Origin of the sequence: Variovorax sp. J2P1-31, from assembly GCF_030317215.1 — a bacterium.
Taxonomy (GTDB): domain Bacteria; phylum Pseudomonadota; class Gammaproteobacteria; order Burkholderiales; family Burkholderiaceae_C; genus Variovorax.
This window is the reverse complement of sequence record NZ_JASZYA010000006.1, coordinates 12,488-32,217: the sequence shown is the minus strand read 5'-3', so window position 1 is coordinate 32,217 and position 19,730 is coordinate 12,488. Positions and strand designations below refer to the sequence as shown.

The window sequence follows — 19,730 nt, the reverse complement described above, 5'->3', positions numbered from 1 at the left end:
CCGTGCACCGTGCATTTCTCGTGAGCGCCGCGGCCCTGTGCGCCGCCGCGGTGGCGGCACCCGCCTTACCCGCCGCGGTCGACCTGCTGGAACTGCCGGCGCGGGCCACGCCGCGCGCCGCGCAGTCGGTGCAGGTCGGCATCGCCGCGCAGGGCGCGCGGCTGGTGGCCGTGGGGGAGCGGGGCATCGTGCTGCGCTCGGAGGACGCGGGCGCGCACTGGCAGCAGGCGGCGGTGCCGGTCTCGGTCACGCTGACGGCCGTGCAATGGGCCAGCGAGACGGTGCTGTGGGCCGTCGGCCACGACGGCGTGGTGCTGCGCAGCGAGGACGCGGGCCGCAGCTGGCAGCGCCGGCTGGACGGCCACGCGGCCAACCGCATGGCGGCGCAGGCCGCGGCGGGCGCGCTCGATGCCGCGAAGGCCGTGCGCGCGACGGCGCCCGACACCGCTGCCCGCATCCGGGCCGACCAGGCGGTCGAGCGCGCCGCGTTCATCGCGGCCGACGCCGAGGCCGCCGAGGCCGCGGGCCCGTCGCGCCCCTTGCTCGCCCTGCATTTCGAGACGCCGGCCATGGGCTGGGTGGCGGGCTCCTACGGCCAGCTGTTTCGCACCGTCGATGGCGGTGCGCACTGGGAGTTCGTCGGCGGGCGCATGGGCAACGACGAGAACCTGCACCTGCACGCCATCCATGCGCGCGGCGACACGCTGCTGATCGCGGCCGAGGCCGGCCGCATCTTCCGCAGCGACGACCGTGGCGCGCACTGGCGGGTGCTCGACACCGGGGCCGGCGCCGCGCTCTACGGCGTGCTCGAGCGCCGCGACGCGGACGGTCCCTGGCTGCTGGCCTACGGTTTCGGCGGCCGCCTGCTGGCCAGCCGCGACGGCGGCACTCAATGGCGCACCTTGCCCACCGATGTGCCGCGCCCGACCTTCGTCGCCGCGCTCGACGACGGCGCCGGCAGTGCGCTGCTGCTCGGCCAGGATGCGAGCCTCTGGCGCCTCGACGGCGGCAGGCCGCCGCGGCCCGCGGGCCAGGTGAAGCTGGCCCGCGCCGCGGCCTTCGCCGGCCTGCCCGAGGGCCGCTTCGCGGTGGCGGGCATCGGCGGCGTCGCCATGCTGGCGGCACAGGCTCGGCCATGAGGATGCAGCGCCTGTCGCAGCGCATCGAGGCGCTGCTCTTCGCGCGTCGGTCGGTGGTGCTGCTGCTGTTCGCGCTCGCGTCGCTGCTGTTCGCCTGGCAGGCGAGCGGCCTGCGCGCCGATGCCAGCCTCGAGAAGACCGTGCCGCACCACCATCCCTTCGTGGCCAACGCGCAGGCCTTCGAGAACGAACTGCGGCCGCTGGGCAATGTGCTGCGCATCGCGGTGGCGACCACGGCCGGGAGCATCTACAGCCCGGCCTACGTCGAGACCTTGAAGAAGATCACCGACGAAGTGTTCTTCATCCCGGGCGTGGACCGCGCGAACATGAAGTCCCTCTGGACGCCCAACGTGCTCTGGGCCGAGGTCACCGAGCAAGGCTTCGCGGGCGGCGTGGTGATGCCGACCGGTTTCGACGGCTCGCCCGCCAAGCTCGACGAACTGCGGCTCAACGTGCTGCGCTCGGGCCGCATCGGCAGCCTGGTGGCGGCCGATGGCCGCTCGAGCATGCTGCTGGTGCCGCTGCTCGAGAACGACCCCGAGACCGGCCGCCGGCTCGACTATGGCGCGCTGTCGCAGCGCATCGAGACCCAGGTGCGCGACCGCTTCCAGCAAGGCGAGATCTCGGTCCACGTGACGGGCCAGGCGAAGATCATCGGCGACCTGATCGAAGGTGGCCGCGACATCGCGCTCTTCTTCGGCATCACCGTGCTGCTCTCGGCGCTGCTGCTGTGGGGCTATTCGCGCTGCTGGCGCAGCACGTTGGCGGTGATCGGCTGCTGCCTGCTGGCGGTGGTGTGGCAGCTGGGCGTGGTGCGGCTGCTCGGCTTCGGGCTCGATCCCTATTCGATGCTCGTGCCCTTCCTCACCTTCGCCATCGGCGTGAGCCATGCGGTGCAGAACATCAACACCGTGGTCAGCGACCAGGCCGCGGGGCTCGGTCCCCTGCCGGCCGCGCGGCGCACCTTCGCGCTGCTGTTCGTGCCCGGCACCAACGCGCTGCTCTGCGACGCGGTCGGCTTCTCGACGCTGCTGGTGATCGACATCGGCGTGATCCGCGAACTGGCCATCAGCGCCTGCGTCGGCGTGGCGGTGATCGTCTTCACCAAGATGTTCCTGCTGCCGGTGATCATGTCGTACATCCGCGTGAGCCCGCGCGCGCTCAAGCACCAGCGCGCGCGCGACGCCGGGCCGCACCGTGTCGCGCAGCGGCTCTCCGCATTGGTGCAGCCGCGCGCCGCCCTGGCCGTGGCCGCGCTGATGGGGCTGCTGCTGGCCGGCGCCTGGTGGGCCAAGCGCGACCTGCAGATCGGCGACCTCGATCGCGGCGCACCCGAGCTCCGCGCCGAGGCCCGCTACAACCGCGACAACGCCTACATCGCCGCGCACTACAGCCAGAGCCCCGACGTCTTCGTGGTGATCGTCAGGACGCCGCCGGGCCAGTGCGGCTCCTACGAAGCCGGCGCGGCGATCGAGCGGCTCACCGGCGTGCTGCAGGACACGCCTGGGGTGGAGTCGAGCCACTCGCTGTTCGACGCGGTGAAGACCTATGTGGTGGGCTCCAACGCCGGCGACCTGCGCTGGCATGGCCTGTCGCGCAACCGTTTCGTCAACAACGCGGCCTTCAAGACCCTGCCCACCGAGCTCTACAGCAGCGACTGCGCGATGCTGCCGCTGTCGGTCTACCTGGCCGACCACAAGGCGCAGACATTGCGCGACGTGGTGCAGGCGGTCGAAGGTTTCGCGGCGGTCCACAACGGCCCGGCGGTCGAATTCCTGCTCGCGGCCGGCAACGCGGGCATCGATGCGGCCACCAACGACGTGATCGAGCGCATGGAACCGCGCATGATGGCGCTGGTCTATGCGCTCGTGGCGCTGCTGGTGTGGTGGGAGTTCCGCTCGTGGCGCGTGACGGTGGCGCTGATGCTGCCGTTGTACGTGACCTCGGTGCTGTGCGAGGCCATCATGGCGCAGCTGGGGTTGGGCGTGAAGGTCGCGACCTTGCCGGTGGTGGCGCTGGGCGTGGGCATCGGCGTCGACTACGGCATCTACATCTGGAACCGCATGCAGGGCTTCCTGGACGAGGGCATGGCGTTCCGCCGCGCCTACTTCGAGACCCTGAAGACCACCGGCGTGGCCGTGGCCGTCACCGGCGTCACCCTGGCGCTGGGCGTGGCGACCTGGGTGTTCTCCTCGATCAAGTACCAGGCCGACATGGGGCTGCTGCTGGTGTTCATGTTCCTGTGGAACATGCTGGGGGCGATCTTCCTGATGCCGGCCCTGGCACGGCTGCTGCGCCAGGGGACCGGTGAATTTCGTGAGACGAATTGAGAAGTCGTGCGTCCCGTTGCGAAGTGGGCCCGTTTCTGCGCGCCGCCGCGACCTAGTATTTCGCAGCGGCGCCGCAGACGAGAACAGGACGCCGCCGGCCACGTCCCTCGCCGTCGAGGGCGTGATGTGCACGAGCCCCCGAAGAAACAGGAGACAACGATGCTTGCAACCCACGAGACAGCGGCGGCAGAGGCCGGTGTCGGCAGCGAGAAGGTGTTCGAGAACGACAAGGTGATCGTCTGGAACTTCGAACTCGCGCCCGGCGCCGAGACGCCGGTCCATACCCATGAGCGCTCCTACATGTGGTACGCCATCCAGGGCGCGCCGCTGCAGATCTACGACGAGCACGGCAAGGACCTGGGCGTGTTCGACGTGCCCACCGGTGGCGTCTTCTCGCTCAAGTGCGAGAACGGCGTGATCGAGGTGATGTCGGACATCGGCAAGGGAGCGACCGTGCCGGCCCGGCACAAGGCGCGCAACATGGGCCAGGCGCGCTACCGCGAGGTGCTGGTCGAGTACAAGTGAGCAGCTAGCGCTTTCCCGACTGGCTCACGGGCGCGGCGCGCGGCACCATTCGGACCGATCCGCTCTCCGTACGCGACGCGACCGTGGCGCTGTGGGAGCCCGGAAAGGAGCCGATGTGTCTGCCCCGTTGCGAATCCTCCATGGCGCCTTCGGTCGGGTGGTGCTGCTGCAGGTCGAGCGTTCGATGGCGCTGCATGCGCACCGCGACTGCCACATCGTGTTCAAGGTCGGCGGCGCCGAGATCCAGTTCGGCGTGGGCCGGCGCGAGCATCCGGTGACGGCCCAGAGCGTGCTCATGATCAACACCTGGGAGCCGCACTTCTACGACCACCGTGGCACCGAGCCCTGCGTGCTGCTGGCGCTCTACCTGCATCCGCGCTGGCTCAAGGAGGTCGACCGGATCTTCACCCGAAGCGCGAGCCCGAAGTTCTTCACCCGGCCCGTGGCCCTGCTCAGCCGGCGCCTGGCCGGGTTGCGCGACGACATCCTCGACCTGCTGGGCCAGCACGAGCCGGCGGCGCCCGAGGCGGTCGAGGCCTTGATCGCCGACGTCTTCACCGAGGCCGTGACGCTGACCGCGCCGCCGTCGCGCCTGCGCTGGAGCGGCGTGCATGGCGAACTGGGCTACGACGCGCGCATCCGGCAGGTGGTCGAGGGTGCGATGGCGGGCAGCAACGCGCCGCTGTGCCTGGACGAACTCGCGCAGTCGGCCAGCCTGTCGCGCGCGCAGTTCTTCCGCCTGTTCCTGCGCTCGACCGGCCTCACGCCCAAGACCTTCGTGAACATGCTGCGCATGGAGGAGTGCCTCAAGAGCGTGGTGCGGCGCGACACCCCGCTGCAGCAGATCGCGCTGCAATGCGGCTTCGACACGGCCGGCAATTTCACGCGCTTCTTCTCGGCGCGCCAGGGCATGGTGCCGAGCAAGTACCGGCGGGTGGCGGAGCTGCTGGGCCCCGACGACCAGGACCTGCGCGTCCGCTCTCCACGGTCTTGACGGTCCTTGCGACGGGGCGCTTCGACGGGCAGGCGATGGACTCGGTCGGCGCGCCGGCGGTACTGCCGTGGGCGGGTGCGGTGTGATGGCCCACGGCCGCAGCGCTTTCCGCCCTCGCGCAGGACGCGTAGAGGATGCCCATCACCGATTGCACATGCAGGTCGTCCCGCGCGCTGCGCCGTGACTGGGCCAGCTCGAACAGCAGTCCCGTCATGCCGGCCTGAAAGGCGTCCGCGAGCAGGCCGAGGTCGGCTGGCGCAATACCGGGCCGGAGCTCCCCGCGCGCCAGGGCCCGGGAGAACACCGCCATCAGATGGGTGTCCATCTGCCGGCGTGCCCGCACGACGCGGCGTTTGACGTAGGGCTGGGCCTCGGTCCACTCGACCTTGCACAGGATGATCCGCAGCACCCGCCGGATGGAGTGGCTGCGGGCCGTCTCCAGCAACGCGGCGCTCAGGTGGTCGCAGGCCTCCTTGAGCGAGTCGCCCGGCGCCACGTGCTCGGTCGGCATCCGGATGCTCTCCAGCAATTCCGCCAGCAGGGCGTGCTTGTCCTTGAAGTGCCAGTAGACCGCGCCGCGCGTCACCAGCGCCTTGCGCGCCACGTCTTCCAGCGAGGTGCTGGACACGCCTTTGCTGCAGAAGGCCAGGGATGCTGCGTGGAGGATCCGTTGCCGCGTCTGCTGCGCTTCCCCGTGGGTTCTGCGGACCACCGGTCTACTCGCTCATCAGCATGCGGAAGACCCGCTGCACGACGGCGGTGGTGGCGGCCTTGTTCATCGACGGGTCGCACAGCGCGCGGATCGCCAGCCCGTCGAACATGGAGCTCAGCACGGTGATGCGAGCCTCCAGTTCGGTCTTCGGCAGCTTCCTCAGGGTCGGCGATTGCAGCCAGAGATCGCGCATCCGGCTGCGCAGGGTCTTGTCGACCTGCTGGATCGCGGCGGCGATCACCGGATTGCGCGAAGCCTCGGCCAGGATCTCCAGGTCCAGCCCGTTGCGATGCTCGCTGGCGCGCGCATGGATGCCTTCCGCAACCTGGGCCACCACGGCCTCGACGATGCCGAGCGACTGCGCGGCATCGCCGATGCGCCGGACCAGCTCCAGGGTTTCGTGCAGGTACTGCTCGACGATGCCGGTGACGATCGCCTCCTTGTTGTCGAAGTAGTGATAGATGTGGCCGGCGCTCATGCCCGCGGCCTGCGAGATGCGCTGGATGCTGGTGCCGTGAAAGCCGTGATCGCGAAAGCAGGCGCTGGCGGCGTCCAGAACCTGCTGGCGGCGTGCTTCGCCGCGCACGGGTTCCGGCGCCTGGGGGGGAGCGCTCATGGCGTGGTCCTCTTGTTGGATGGGATGTCTCGTTTGTACAGCGTTCATCGACAGGGCCAGCGTCGGTGCGCAAGGACCGGGGTTGGACAAAAATAGAATATTCATTCTAGAATGATCATTCTAATCGGGTCAATGCCTCGGCGTGGCCCGCTCCAACACTGCGAATCTGTCCATGAACTCCTTCCGCGAACCCCTGTTGTCCGTGCGTCCCTTTGCCTTCGCGGCGGTGACGCTTCTGGCGCTCTCCGCCTGTGGCGCAAAGGACGGCGCGCCGGCTGCCACCGCCGCCGCGCCGCCCCCCGCCGCCGTCGGCGTGATCGTCGCGACCCCGTCCGATGTGGGCCTGGTGACCGAACTGCCCGGCCGGCTCGAAGCCTCGCGGGTGGCGCAGGTGCGCGCCCGCGCGGCCGGCATCCTGCAGGAGCGCGTGTTCCGCGAAGGCAGCGACGTGAAGGCCGGCCAGCCGCTCTTCAGGATCGATGCCGCGCCCTACACCGCCGCCGCGCAGAGTGCCGCCGCCGCGCTGGCGCGGGCCGAGGCCAACGCGGCGCAGGCGCGCGCCCTGGCCGAGCGCTACCAGCCGCTGGTCGCGGCCAATGCGGTGAGCAAGCAGGAGTACGCCAACGCCGTGGCGGCGGCCAAGTCGGCCGATGCCGACGTGGCCGTGGGCCGCGCCGCGGTGGCCACGGCACGCATCAACCTGGGCTACGCCGCCGTCACGGCACCGATCTCGGGCCGCATCGGCCGGGCCCTGATGACCGAGGGCGCGCTGGTCGGGCAGGGCGATGCCACCGAGCTCGCGGTGATCCAGCAGATCGACCCCATGTACGTCAACTTCACCCAGTCGGCCAACGAGGTGCTCAAGCTGCGCCGCGCGATGGAAGACGGTCAGTTCAAGCGCGCGCGCGGCGGCGATGCCGCCAGCGTGCGCCTCGTGCTCGAGGACGGCACCGAATTCCCGCGGGCCGGCAAGCTGCTGTTCTCCGATCTCACGGTCGACGCGAGCACCGGCCAGGTCACGCTGCGCGCGGAGGTGCCCAACCCCGACGGCGCGCTGCTGCCGGGCCTGTACGTGCGCGTGCGCATCGAGCAGGCGCAGGCCGCCAATGCCATCAGCGTGCCGCAGCAGGCCGTCACGCGCACCGGCCAGGGCGACACGCTGAGGGTGGTCGATGCCGACGGCAAGGTCAGCGTGCGCGAAGTGAAGGTCGGCATGGCGCGCGACAACCGCTGGCTGGTGCGCGAGGGCCTCGAGGCCGGCGAGCAGGTCATGGTCGACGGCTTCCAGAAGCTCCAGATGATGCCGCCCGGCACGCCCGTGAAGGCGGTGCCGTGGCAGGACCCGGCCGTGAAGAAGGCCGAGGCGCCCACCGCCTCGGCTGCAGCCACGGCCGCCATGCCCAAGCCCTGAGAGGACCCGATGCATGGCCAAATTCTTCATCGATCGCCCGATCTTCGCCTGGGTGATCTCGTTGTTCATCATCGTGCTCGGCCTGGTGGCGATCACGCAACTGCCGATCGCGCAGTACCCGCCGGTGGCGCCGCCGACCATCACCATCAACGTGAGCTATCCCGGGGCCTCGGCGAAGACGCTCGATCAGAGCGTGCTCTCGGTGATCGAGCGCGAAATGAACGGATCGCCCGGCCTGGCCTACATGGAGTCCTCCAGCGAGGCCAACGGCACGGGCCAGATCTCGATCAGCTTCGAGCCGGGCACCGATCCCGACCTGGCGCAGGTCGACGTGCAGAACCGCCTCTCGCGCGCGACACCGCGCCTGCCGGCCGCGGTCACGCAGCAGGGCGTGCGCGTCGAGAAGGCCTCGACCAACTTCCTGATGATGGTCGCCCTGGCCACCGAGGACCCGGCCTACACGGTCTATGACCTGGGCGACTATGTCTCGCGCAACGTGCTGCCCGAACTCCAGCGCCTGCCGGGCGTCGGCCAGGCGCAGCTGTTCGCTTCCGAGCGCGCGATGCGGATCTGGATCGACCCGGCCAAGCTGATCGGCTTCAACCTCTCGACCAGCGACGTCAACGCCGCCATCGCCGCGCAGAACGCGCAGGTGGCCTCGGGCTCGATCGGCGACCTGCCCAACCTCGACGCGCAAGCGATCTCGGCGACGGTGCAGGTGCCCGGCCAGCTGGCGAACATCGAGGAGTTCGGCAACGTCGTGCTGCGCGCCAACCGCGACGGCTCGACCGTGCTGCTCAAGGACGTGGCCCGCATCGAGATGGGCATCGAGACCTATGCCTATGCCTCGCGCCTGAACGGCAAGCCGGCGATCGCGGTCGGCATCCAGCTCTCGCCCAGCGGCAACGCGCTGGCGACCGCCACGGCGGTGCGCCAGCGCATGGAACAGCTGCAGGCCTACTTCCCGGATGCGGTGAAGTGGCAGATCCCCTACGACAGCTCGACCTTCGTCTCGATCTCGATCGAGCAGGTGACGCACACGCTGGTCGAGGCCATCGTGCTGGTGTTCCTGGTGATGTTCCTGTTCCTGCAGAACTGGCGTTACACGGTGATCCCCACCATCGTCGTGCCCATCGCCCTGCTGGGCACCTTCGCGGCCCTGCTCGCGCTGGGCTTCTCGATCAACGTGCTGACCATGTTCGGCATGGTGCTGGTGATCGGCATCGTGGTGGACGACGCCATCGTGGTGGTCGAGAACGTCGAACGCATCATGAGCGAGGAGGGGCTGCCGCCGCTGGCCGCCACGCGCAAGGCCATGGGCCAGATCTCGGGCGCCATCGTCGGCGTGACGCTGGTGCTGATCGCGGTGTTCGTGCCGCTGGCCTTCTTCTCGGGCGCGGTCGGCAACATCTACCGCCAGTTCTCCGCGACCATGGTGGTGTCGATCGCGTTCTCGGCCTTCCTGGCGCTGTCGCTCACGCCCGCGCTCTGCGCCACCCTGCTCAAGCCGGTGCCGGCCGGGCACCAGCACGAGAAGAAGGGCTTCTTCGGCTGGTTCAACCGGCGCTTCGCGAAGACCGCCAAGGGCTATGAGGGCTGGGTGGCGCGCTTCCTCAACCGGGGCGGCCGGATGGCGGTGCTGTACGTGGCGATCATCGGCGTGGTGGCGCTGTGCTACACGCGCCTGCCCACTTCCTTCCTGCCGAACGAGGACCAGGGCTTCGTGCTGGTCAGCGTCCAGCTGCCGCCCGGCGCCACGCAGCAGCGCACGCTCGACGCGGTGAAGAAGGTCGAGGAATACATGCTCCAGCAGCCCGAGGTCAAGGAGATCGTCGGCATCCTGGGCTTCAGCTTCACCGGGCGCGGGCAGAACGCGGCCATCGCCTTCGCCACGCTGAAGGACTACAAGGAACGCAAGGGCGAGGCGCACACCGCGGCCGCCATCGCCCAGCGCGCGGGGGCGGAGTTCTCGCAGATCCGCGACGCCTTCATCATCCCGCTGTCGCCGCCGCCGATCCCCGAACTGGGCCAGGCCTCGGGCTTCACCTTCCGACTGCAGGACCGTGGTGCGCACGGCCACGAGGCCCTGACCGCGGCGCGCAACCAGCTGCTGGCCGCCGCCGCGAAAAGCCCGCTGCTGGCCGGCGTGCGGGCCGATGGCCTGGAAGACGCGCCGCAGCTGCAGCTGGACATCGACCGCGCCAAGGCGAATGCGCTGGGCGTCAACTACGCGGCCATCAACAGCGCGATCTCGACCTCGCTGGGCTCGAGCTACGTCAACGACTTCCCGAACCAGGGCCGGCTCCAGCGGGTGCTGGTCCAGGCCGAGGCCGCCGCGCGCATGCAGCCGGACGACCTGCTGCAGCTCAACGTCGTCAACGACGAGGGCCAGGCGGTGCCGCTGTCGGCCTTCATGAAGACGAAGTGGAACACCGGCGCCATGCAGATGGTGCGCTACAACGGCTACCCGGCGATGAAGATCGCGGGCGATGCGGCACCGGGGCGCAGCACCGGCGAGGCGATGGACGAGATGGAGCGGCTGGCGGCGGAGCTGCCCAAGGGCTTCGCCTTCGAGTGGACCGGGCAGTCGCGCGAAGAACGCCTGGCCGGCTCGGCGGCGATGGTGCTCTATGCCTTCGCCATCCTGGCGGTGTTCCTGTGCCTGGCCGCGCTCTACGAGAGCTGGACCATTCCGCTGGCCGTGATCCTGGTCGTGCCACTGGGCGTGCTGGGCGTGGTGGTGGCCGTCATGGCGCGTTCCATGGCCAACGACGTCTACTTCCAGATCGGGCTGATCACCATCATCGGCCTGTCGGCGAAGAACGCGATCCTGATCGTCGAGTTCGCCAAGGACCTGCAGGCCGAGGGACGCAGCGTGGTGCAGGCCGCGCTGGAAGCGGCGCACCTGCGCTTCCGGCCGATCGTCATGACCTCGCTGGCCTTCACGCTGGGCGTGGTGCCGCTGTTCATCGCCTCGGGCGCCAGCTCCGCGAGCCAGCGTGCCATCGGCACCGGCGTGATCGGCGGAATGATCACCGGCACCGTGCTGGCCGTGGTCTTCGTCCCGACCTTCTTCGTCATCGTGAGGACCTTGTTCAAGGGCAGCGCGCGCCAGCAGGACATCTACGCCGCGCATGCCCATGCCGCAGGCATCGAGGGAGAGAAAAGTCATGGTTGATTCGTTCTTCAGGCTGGCGACGCTGGCCGGCGCGCTGCTGCTCGGCGGCTGTTCGCTGATCCCGACCTACGAGCGGCCGGCGGCGCCGGTGCCCCTGGCCTATCCCGGCGCTTCGGGCGCTCCGGCGGCCGAGGCCGGCCCCGCCGCGGCCAGCCTGCCGTGGCAGGACTTCTTCACCGATCCCCGGCTCGCGGGCCTGGTCCGGACCGCGCTGGCGAACAACCGCGACCTGCGCGTGTCGGTGCTGCGCATCGAGCAGGCGCGCGCGCAGTTCCAGATCGAGCGCTCGGCACTGTTCCCGGCGCTGGGCGTGACGGGCACGGGCTCGCGCTCGAGCCCCAATGCCTACCAGGGCCTGGTGCCGGGCCAGGGCAGCGTGGCCTCGCAGTACAGCGTCAACCTGGGCGTCACGGCCTGGGAGCTGGATTTCTTCGGCCGCGTCCGCGCGCTCAAGGACCAGGCGCTGGCGCAGTACCTGGCCACGGACGAGGCCCGCAAGGCGGTGCAGATCAGCCTGGTCGCCTCGGTCGCCAACGGCTGGCTCACACTGCTGGCCGACAACGCCCTGCTCGAGATCACGCGCCAGACGCTGGACACGCGCGAAGAATCGGTGCGGCTGACCCAACTGCGTTTCGACAGCGGCGTGGCTTCCGAACTCGAATTCCAGGCCGCGAACTCGCTGCTGGAAACCGCGCGCGCGGCCTACGCGCAGCAGATCCGCGTCCGCCAGCAGGACGAGAACGCGCTGGCGCTGCTGCTGGGCGCGCCGGTGCCGCCCGAGGCCACCGCCGGTGTGGCCGCCGACCTGGACGGCATCGCCCCGATGCCCGAGCTGCCGGCCGGCGTGCCCTCGGACCTGCTGGCCGCGCGGCCCGACATCCGCGCCGCGGAGCAGCAACTGATCGCGGCCAACGCCAACATCGGCGCGGCACGCGCGAACTTCTTCCCGCGCGTGACGCTCACCGGCGCCTTCGGCAGCGCCAGCACCGAGTTCTCGGACCTGTTCGAGCGCGGCACCCAGGCCTGGTCCTTCGCGCCCGCCGTGACGCTGCCGATCTTCGATGCCGGCCGCAACGCCGCCAACCTTGCATCGGCCCAGGCCGGCCGCGAGATCGCGGTGGCGCAGTACGAGCAGTCGATCCAGATGGCCTTCCGCGAGGTGGCCGACGCGCTCGCGGGCCGCGCCACGCTGGGCGAGCAGGTGCGTGCGCAGCGCGCGCAGGCCGATGCCGAGCGCGTGCGCTTCAGGCTCTCCGACCTGCGCCAGCGCAACGGCGTGGCCAGCACGCTCGACCTCTTGGACGCGCAGCGCGCGCTGTTCGCGGCGCAGCAATCGTCGGTGGCCGCGCGCCTGCTGCAACTGCAGAACCAGGTCACGCTGTACAGGACGCTGGGCGGCGGCTGGCAACAGCGCGAAGGCCCGCCATGACGCACTCCCCGCAGCAACGACAGGAACCCTCCGTGCCGCGCATCGTCGTGGTCGGCGGCGGTGTGGCCGGGCTGGAACTGGCGAGCGCGCTGGGCCGCCAGGCGCGGCGCGGCGGCCGCTTCGGCGTCACGCTGGTGGACGCCGAAAGCTCGCACATCTGGAAGCCCATGCTGCACACCATCGCGGCCGGCACGCGCGACGTGTACCAGCAGCAGGTGGCCTATGCGGCGCAGGCCCAGCGCGCCGGCTTCGCGTTTCAGCCGGGCGCCATGAGCGCGCTGCATGCCTCGGCGCGCGAGATCGAGATCGCGCCGCTGGTCTCGCCCGACGGGCGATGGATAGTGAAGCAGCGGCGCATCGGCTACGACGCCCTCGTCATCGCGGTGGGCAGCGAGGCCAACGACTTCGGCACGCCCGGCGTCCGCGCGCTCTGCTACCGGATCGATTCGCGGCGCGAAGCCGAGCGCTTCAACCTGGAGGTGCGCATCCGGCTGCTGCAATGCCTGGCCGAGTCGACCGAGCTGCCGATCGCCATCGTCGGCGGCGGTGCGACCGGCGTCGAGCTGGCGGCCGAACTGGTCCAGATGGCGCAGGAGGCCGGCACCTACGGCGCGCCGGCGCTGGCCTCGCGCATGCGCATCACGCTGGTGGAGAGCGGCCCGCGCTTGCTGGCGGCCTTTCCGGCGGCGGTGGCGGAGGGCGCCCGCGCGCGGCTCGAGTCGCTGGGCGTGCGCGTGCGCGTCGGCGAACGCGTGAGCTCGGTGACCGAAGACGGCCTGGTGCTGGCCGGCGGCGAGACCGTCCCCGGTGCCATCCGCGTCTGGGCCGCGGGTGTCAAGGCGCCCGACTTCCTGGGTCGCCTCGATGGCTTCGAGAAGAATGCCAGCCACCAGCTGAGCGTGACGCCCAGCCTGCAGACCGTGGGCGATCCGGCCGTCTTCGCGATCGGCGACTGCGCCCACCTCCAGCTGCCCGGCATGGCACGCGCGCTGCCTGCGACCGCGCAGGTCGCACACCAGCAGGCCTTGCACCTGGCCCGCCATCTGCCCGCATGGCTCACACGGGGCACCGGGATACCCGCCTTCGGCTACCGCCATGCGGGCGGCCTCGTGTCGCTCGCACGCTTCGATGCCTACGGCCATCTCGAACAGCACGGCCTGATCGCCGGCGGCTCGTTCCGCGGCTGGGCCGCGCAGGCCGGGCATGCGCTGCTGTACCGCGCGCACCAGTCGCGGCTGCACGGCTTCTGGATCGGCGGCCTCATGTGGCTCGTCGACCGGATCAATGGCCGGCTGCGGCCGAGGATCCGGCTGGACTGAGCTTCGGCATCCTGGCCACCTCCTGCGCCCGCAGCGTCTTTCCCGGACAGGGGCAGTGACACCTTTCGAATGGATCGTGTCTCGATGCGCAGGGAAGCCGGACCCCGCTTGGTGTCCAATCTGCTGCCTCGGCACATCACAACACCACGGAGGGAGGCTGCAGCATGAAGCTTGGCAAGATCGTTCTCGGAGGGCTCGCCGTTCTGGCCATCGCCGGTACTGCGGGCTGGTTCAGTCTGGACAAGGAAACGCGCGGCCTGCTCGCCACGCTGCCGACCGACAGCGACGTGCTGTTCTGGAACCAGGCACAGCGCGACGCGGGCTTCCGGGCCCTCGACCGTCTGCCCGTGCTGGCCAAGGCGCGCGTGGTGGCCGCCGGCACCACGCCGTCCCCGCTGCCGCCCGGACCGCCCCTGGCGCTGCCGCTGGACGTCGATGCCTTCATGGCGCAACAGCGCAGTGCCGCGCTCGTGATCCTGCAGGGCGGCAGGCTGCGCCTGGAACGCTACGGCCTGGGCTTCGACGCCCAGGGGCGCTGGACCAGTTTCTCGGTGGCGAAATCCCTCACCTCCACCCTGCTCGGCGCCGCCGTGCGCGACGGCCACATCCGCAGCCTCGACGACAAGGTCAGCGACTACATCCAGGAGATGAAAGGCTCGGCCTATGACGCTGTCAGCATCCGCGACCTGCTGACCATGACCTCGGGCGTGCGCTGGAACGAGAACTACGCCGATCCGCAGTCGGACGTGGCGCGCTTCAACAAGCATCGGCCCGAGCCGGGCGTCGATGCGCTGGTGAGCTATCTGCGCCAACTGCCCCGGGTGGCGCCGGTGGGCACGCGCTGGAACTACAGCACCGGCGAGACCAACCTGGTGGGGGTGCTGGTGGCGCGGGCCACGGGCAAGCCGCTGGCCGACTATCTCTCGGAGAAGATCTGGCGGCCGGCCGGCATGGAGCAGCAGGCCACCTGGATGCTGAGCCGCACGGGCCAGGAGATCAGCGGTTGCTGCATCCAGGCGGCCACGCGCGACTTCGCGCGCTTCGGCCAGTTCATCCTCGACGGTGCAAGGGTCGGCGGGCAGCCGATCGTGCCCGACGACTGGCTGGCCCAGGCCACCACCCGGCGCGCCGACACCGGCCAGCCGGGCCGCGGCTACGGCTACCAGTGGTGGACCTACGACGACGGCAGCTTCGCGGCGCGAGGCATCTTCGGCCAGGGCATCTTCATCGACCCGAAGCGCCAACTGGTCATCGCCTCCAACGGCGACTGGGCCGGCGGGGCATCGAGCCGGGTCGACGGCGCGGCGCGGGATGACTTCTACAAGGCGGTGCAGAAGGCGATCGACGACGAGGGGGCAGGGAAGCCCGGCGGCTAGATGTCCGGCGCGAGCACTGAGCCAGGGATGCGTCGAATCACCTCAAAACACCTCATACCCTTGCGTTGAGCCCGGCGGCGCCGTCCCTTAATCTCCGTTGAAGGCAGCGCGACGACTGCCTCCATTCGCGTCAAGATAGAACGGAGACAAGCATGAAGGAACGGACTGTGCGGCTGCCGCACCGGCAAGGGGCGCTCGCCCTGGAGCGCATGCCATGAGCGGGCTCGACGGCCTGGTGCCCGACGCACCGATCCGCTGCCGCGCGTTCCGTATCGGCGCCGTGGGCGCCGGTTTCATCATGGCGGACGTGCAGCTCGCGGCCTACCGCGAGGCCGGCTTCCCGGTGGTGGCCATCGCCTCGCGCACCCGGGCCAAGGCGGCCGCGGTGGCGCAGCGCCACGGCATTCCCACGGTGCACGACGACCCCGAATCGCTGATCCGCGACCCGCAGGTCCAGATCGTCGACATCGCCTATCCGCCGGATCTGCAGCCTGCGCTGATCCGCCTGGCGCTGGCGCAGCCGCATGTGAAGGCGGTGCTCGCACAGAAGCCGCTGGCGCTCGACCTCGCCACGGCCAGCGCACTGGCCGACGAAGCGAAGCGCGCCGGCAAGCTGCTGTCGGTCAACCAGAACATGCGCTTCGACCAGTCGATGCGGGTGCTCAAGCAACTGCTCGATCGCGGCGACCTCGGTGCGCCGGTGCTCGCGACGATCGAGATGCGCGCCATCCCGCATTGGCAGGAGTTCCTGCGCGGCTATGGCCGGCTCACGCTGGCCAACATGAGCGTGCACCACCTCGACGTCCTGCGCTTCCTGTTCGGCGAGCCCGAAGACATCTACACCGCCGCGCGCCCGGACCCGCGCACCGGCTTCGCGCACCGCGACGGCATCGTGTGCTCGACGCTGCGTTTCCGCAGCGGTGTGATGGCGGTGAGCCTGGAAGACGTCTGGACCGGCCCGCACGGCGACGGTTTCCAGTCCGACACCTACATCAAGTGGCGCGTCGAAGGCACCGAGGGCGTGGCCGAGGGCACCATCGGCTGGCCCGACTATCCCGACGGCAGCCCGAGCACGCTGCGCTATGCCTCGCGCATGACCCCGGGCGGCACCGGCGGCGCATGGGTGCAGCCGCAATGGACCACGCGCTGGTTCCCGCAGGCCTTCGCCGGCGTGATGGAGCAGCTGCAGTGGGCACTGCACAGCGGCGAGCCGCCGCTGCTCGACGTGGCCGACAACGTGAAGACGATGGCGCTGGTCGAGGCGGGCTACCGATCGCTCGAAGAGAAGCGCGCGGTCTCGCTGTCCGAATACGGCGCCTGAGAACGTGCGAATGAACCTGCTGCGCACCCCGATCCCGCGCCTGCGGTGCTCATCGCACGCGAGTGCGGTTCCGCTCCTCAACGCAGGCTCGGGGCGCTCGCGACGGTTCCTTCACACGTTCTGAGATACCCGGCCGCCGAGGCGGCGTTTTTGAAGAACAACCCACAGGAGACAAGCGACATGATTCAAGTCGGAATTTTCAGCGGCTATTTTCCCTATGCGCTCGAGGAGTCGGCGCGCCGCATCAAGGCCCAGGGCTTCAATACCGTGCAACTGGACCTCGCGTTCAAGGACATGGACTTCTCCACGCCCGAGGCGATCACGCGCGAGAAGTGCCACCGCGTGCGCGACACCTTCCGCGCGCACAACCTGCCGATCAGCTGCATCTCGGCGTACACCAACATCGTTCATCCCGATGCGGCCGAGCGCCAGCGCCGCAACGACTACCTGAAGGCCACGCTGCGCCATGCGCGCGATTGCGGCACGCCCTATGTCATCAGCGAGACCGGCACGGTGAACCCCGAGAGCGACTGGTCCTCGCATCCCGACAACAAGACCGAGCGCGCCTACGAGGACTGCGTGAAGGTGGTGCGCGAGCTGGCGCAGGAAGCGCACGACCACGGTGCAATGTTCCTGGTCGAGACCTACGTGAACAACATCATCGGCTCGGTGGAGGAAACGCTGCGCCTGTTCGCCGACGTGAACCACCCGGGCCTGGGCCTGCTGATGGACCCGACCAACTACTTCGAGACGCACAACATCGACCGCATGGACCAGGTGCTCAACCAGATGTTCGACGCGCTCGGCGACAAGGTACGCATCGCGCATGCCAAGGACGTGAAGCGCAGCAGCGGCACCGACAAGGGCGAGAAGTTCGCCGATATCGACGCCTCCGAGGCGCACCAGTTCCGCGGCGTGGGCGAGATCGAGCTGCCGGCGCCGGGCCTGGGCGCGCTCAACTACGGCCTCTACCTCAAGCGGCTCGCGCAGCACCATCCGAACATCCCGATCATCATCGAGCACCTCGATGAAGCCGACGTGCCGCGCGCCAAGAAATTCCTCGACACCCAGTTGCTGGAGGCCGGCGCGTGACCCAGCTGCACGGACGCAGGTACACGCGGCGGTCGCTGCGCGAGCACGCGGGCACGCTGTCGCAGTTCGCGGGCGTGCGGCTGGTCACGCTGGGCGACGGCGTGGAGCGCGGCATCCGCTGCCTCGAGTTCCGCACCGGCGCGGGTTTTGCGTTCCATGTGCTGGTCGACCGCGCGATGGACGTCGGCGCCTGCGAGTACCGCGGCGCGGCCATCGGCTGGCAGTCGCCCACCGGATTTCGCCACCCCGGCCTGCACGAGAACGCCGACGAAGGCGGCCTGGGCTGGTTGCGGTCGTTCTCGGGCCTGCTCGTGACCTGCGGGCTGGACCACACCTTGTTCATGGACAGCGACCCGGCGGGCCACTACCACTACGGCCCGCGCGAGGCGGTCCAGAGCGGCCTGCATGGCCGCGTGGCCAACATCCCCGCGCGGCTCACCGGTTACGGCGAGCGCTGGGAGGGCGACGAATGCATCCTGTGGTGCGAAGGCGTGATCCAGCAGTCGACGGTGTTCGGTGAAGACCTGCACCTGGTGCGGCGCATCGAGGCCCGCGTGGGCGAGCGCGCATTCACGCTGCACGACCGGGTGGTGAACCACGGCTTCTACCGCACGCCGCACATGTTCTGCTATCACATCAACGTCGGTCACCCGGTGCTCGACGAGGGCAGCCGCTACATCGCACCGGTGCGCCACACGCCCTGGGCCGCGCACGCCGATGCGCTGCAACGGCAGTCGGCCGGCTACCGCACGCAGGCCGGGCCGCGCCACGACTTCCACGAACAGGTGTACGAGCATGCGATGGCCGCCGATGCGCAGGGCCGCATCCCGGTCGGCCTGGTCAACGACGGCTTCGACGGCGGGCGCGGCATCGGGCTGTCGGTCGAAGTCAACCGCGACGAGTTCCCCTGCCAGTTCCAGTGGCAGAACTTCCAGAAGGGCCAGTACGCAATGGGCATCGAGCCCAGCACGAACCATGTGCTGGGCAAGCCCTTCGCGCGCGAGCGCGGCGAACTGATCTGGCTGGAGCACGGCGACGAGCGCCGCTACACCACGCGCTTCGCGGTGCTCGACGGTCGCGACGACATCGAGGCCTTCGAGGCCCGCGTGCGCGCCATCTGCGCGCAGCCCGAGGCCGAGTACCCGGTGGTCACGGGGCGCTGGGACTGAGGTGGAAGGCGTGCGCGACACGGCCACAGCGGGAATACTCGGCGGCATGAACGATCCGACCCCCGCGCCCGAGGATGGCCATGGCCGCTCGCGGCTGGAAGACGTGGCACGCGAAGCGGGCGTGTCCAAGGCCACCGTCGATCGCGTGCTGCATGCACGCAAGGGCGTGCGTGCGACCACGGTCCAGCGTGTGGTGAAGGCGGCTGCGCGGCTGCATTACCTGCCCGACGAGAACCTGCACCGGGTGATCCGCCCGCGGCCCATGGCCTTGAGCTTCATGCTGCCCGCGGGCACCAACCAGTTCATCCGCATGCTGGGCGACCACGTGGAGATCGTCGAGAAGCAGCTCGAACCCTTCAACGTGCGCTGCCGCCGCGTCGAGATCGAGGGCTTCGACGCCGAGGTGCTCGCGGCCCGGTTGCTGCGTCACGGCCGGCAGTGCGACGGCATCGCCTTCGTGGCGCTGGAGCATCCGCGGGTGCGCGAAGCGGTGGACACGCTGGTGGCCGAGGGCGTGCACGTGCTCACGCTGCTGTCAGACCTGCCGGATTCCCGACGGGCCGCCTATGTGGGCATCGACAACCGTGCGGCCGGCCGCACCGCGGGCTACCTGCTCGGTCGGATGCTCCGGCGCGAGAGCGGCAAGGTCGGCCTGATCGCCGGCAGCCTGAGCTACCGCGGCCACGAGGAGCGCGAGGTCGGCTTCCTCGACGTGCTGGCCGAGCAGTTCCCCGCACTGCAGGTGGTGGGCCTGCGCGAGGGCCAGGACGACGCACAGCAGAACTACCTGCAGGCGCGCACGCTGCTGCGCCAGCATGCGGACCTGGTGGCGCTCTACAACATCGGCGGCGCCTCCGACGGCATCGGCCGGGCGCTGAAGGAGGCAGGCCTGGAGCGCAAGGTGGTGTTCGTCGGCCACGAGATCACGCCCGACACCCGCGCCATGCTGATCGACGGCACGCTCGATGCGGTCATCAACCAGAACCCGCAGACCGAGGTGATGAACTGCGTGCGCATCTTCGCCAACCTGCGCGCCGGACGCGATGCGCTCGCCGGCGTGGAGCCGATACGCGCCGGCATCGCGGTGCGCGAGAACCTGCCCTGAAGGGCTCCTTTCAC

The 19,730-nt window shown here is 69.9% G+C and carries 15 protein-coding genes; 13 read left to right on the top strand and 2 right to left on the bottom strand.

Going from position 1 to position 19,730, the window contains the following annotated elements:
- The first annotated feature begins 2 nt into the window (after positions 1 to 2).
- The 4 genes from QTI20_RS29660 (at position 3) to QTI20_RS29645 (ending at position 4,988) form a co-directional block, all read left to right on the top strand.
- On the top strand, positions 3 to 1,139 hold the full coding sequence (locus QTI20_RS29660) for a WD40/YVTN/BNR-like repeat-containing protein (protein ID WP_286555969.1): 1,137 nt from the start codon (positions 3 to 5) through the stop codon (positions 1,137 to 1,139).
- Complete coding sequence (locus tag QTI20_RS29655; RefSeq protein ID WP_286555968.1) at positions 1,136 to 3,469, top strand: efflux RND transporter permease subunit; 2,334 nt, start codon at positions 1,136 to 1,138, stop codon at positions 3,467 to 3,469. Before QTI20_RS29660 ends, QTI20_RS29655 begins: the two co-directional genes overlap by 4 nt.
- Before the next feature lie 159 nt (positions 3,470 to 3,628).
- Positions 3,629 to 3,994 (top strand): cupin domain-containing protein, encoded by a 366-nt coding sequence (locus QTI20_RS29650; protein WP_286555966.1) that lies wholly within the window; start codon positions 3,629 to 3,631, stop codon positions 3,992 to 3,994.
- Positions 3,995 to 4,109: 115 nt separating this feature from the next.
- Positions 4,110 to 4,988 carry a helix-turn-helix transcriptional regulator gene (locus tag QTI20_RS29645; protein WP_286555964.1) on the top strand — a complete coding sequence of 293 codons (879 nt, stop codon included), beginning with the start codon at positions 4,110 to 4,112 and terminating at the stop codon, positions 4,986 to 4,988.
- On the opposite strand, the gene QTI20_RS29640 is transcribed toward QTI20_RS29645, so the two are convergent.
- A complete protein-coding gene (locus QTI20_RS29640) occupies positions 4,876 to 5,616 on the bottom strand; it encodes a TetR/AcrR family transcriptional regulator (protein ID WP_503011459.1) in 741 nt (246 codons plus the stop codon). The two genes, QTI20_RS29645 and QTI20_RS29640, sit on opposite strands and share 113 nt — an antisense overlap.
- Before the next feature lie 88 nt (positions 5,617 to 5,704).
- Entirely contained in the window at positions 5,705 to 6,316 is a 612-nt protein-coding gene (locus tag QTI20_RS29635; protein ID WP_286555962.1) for a TetR/AcrR family transcriptional regulator, read from the bottom strand.
- Between the two features lie 172 nt (positions 6,317 to 6,488).
- Here QTI20_RS29635 and QTI20_RS29630 point away from each other — a divergent pair, with 172 nt between their 5' ends.
- The 9 genes from QTI20_RS29630 to QTI20_RS29590 all read left to right on the top strand — a co-directional run bounded on the left by QTI20_RS29630 (position 6,489) and on the right by QTI20_RS29590 (position 19,716).
- The gene (locus QTI20_RS29630) at positions 6,489 to 7,727 is read left to right on the top strand and encodes an efflux RND transporter periplasmic adaptor subunit (RefSeq protein ID WP_286555961.1); all 1,239 of its coding nucleotides are present in this window, start codon (positions 6,489 to 6,491) and stop codon (positions 7,725 to 7,727) included.
- Between the two features lie 13 nt (positions 7,728 to 7,740).
- On the top strand, positions 7,741 to 10,905 hold the full coding sequence (locus QTI20_RS29625; RefSeq protein ID WP_286555960.1) for an efflux RND transporter permease subunit: 3,165 nt from the start codon (positions 7,741 to 7,743) through the stop codon (positions 10,903 to 10,905).
- Positions 10,898 to 12,334, top strand: a complete 1,437-nt coding sequence (locus QTI20_RS29620; protein WP_286555958.1) for an efflux transporter outer membrane subunit — start codon at positions 10,898 to 10,900, stop codon at positions 12,332 to 12,334. The genes QTI20_RS29625 and QTI20_RS29620 overlap by 8 nt, the downstream gene beginning before the upstream one ends.
- Positions 12,331 to 13,653, top strand: coding sequence for an NAD(P)/FAD-dependent oxidoreductase (locus QTI20_RS29615; RefSeq protein WP_286555956.1), 1,323 nt, complete (start codon positions 12,331 to 12,333; stop codon positions 13,651 to 13,653). The genes QTI20_RS29620 and QTI20_RS29615 overlap by 4 nt, the downstream gene beginning before the upstream one ends.
- A 164-nt stretch (positions 13,654 to 13,817) precedes the next feature.
- Positions 13,818 to 15,029 (top strand): serine hydrolase domain-containing protein, encoded by a 1,212-nt coding sequence (locus tag QTI20_RS29610; RefSeq protein ID WP_286555955.1) that lies wholly within the window; start codon positions 13,818 to 13,820, stop codon positions 15,027 to 15,029.
- Between the two features lie 214 nt (positions 15,030 to 15,243).
- Positions 15,244 to 16,350 (top strand): Gfo/Idh/MocA family protein, encoded by a 1,107-nt coding sequence (locus QTI20_RS29605; protein WP_286555953.1) that lies wholly within the window; start codon positions 15,244 to 15,246, stop codon positions 16,348 to 16,350.
- Positions 16,351 to 16,530: 180 nt separating this feature from the next.
- The gene (locus QTI20_RS29600) at positions 16,531 to 17,442 is read left to right on the top strand and encodes a sugar phosphate isomerase/epimerase family protein (RefSeq protein ID WP_286555952.1); all 912 of its coding nucleotides are present in this window, start codon (positions 16,531 to 16,533) and stop codon (positions 17,440 to 17,442) included.
- A complete protein-coding gene (locus tag QTI20_RS29595; RefSeq protein WP_286555949.1) occupies positions 17,439 to 18,611 on the top strand; it encodes an aldose 1-epimerase family protein in 1,173 nt (390 codons plus the stop codon). Before QTI20_RS29600 ends, QTI20_RS29595 begins: the two co-directional genes overlap by 4 nt.
- Before the next feature lie 46 nt (positions 18,612 to 18,657).
- Entirely contained in the window at positions 18,658 to 19,716 is a 1,059-nt protein-coding gene (locus QTI20_RS29590; protein ID WP_286555948.1) for a LacI family DNA-binding transcriptional regulator, read from the top strand.
- Positions 19,717 to 19,730: the final 14 nt, after the last annotated feature.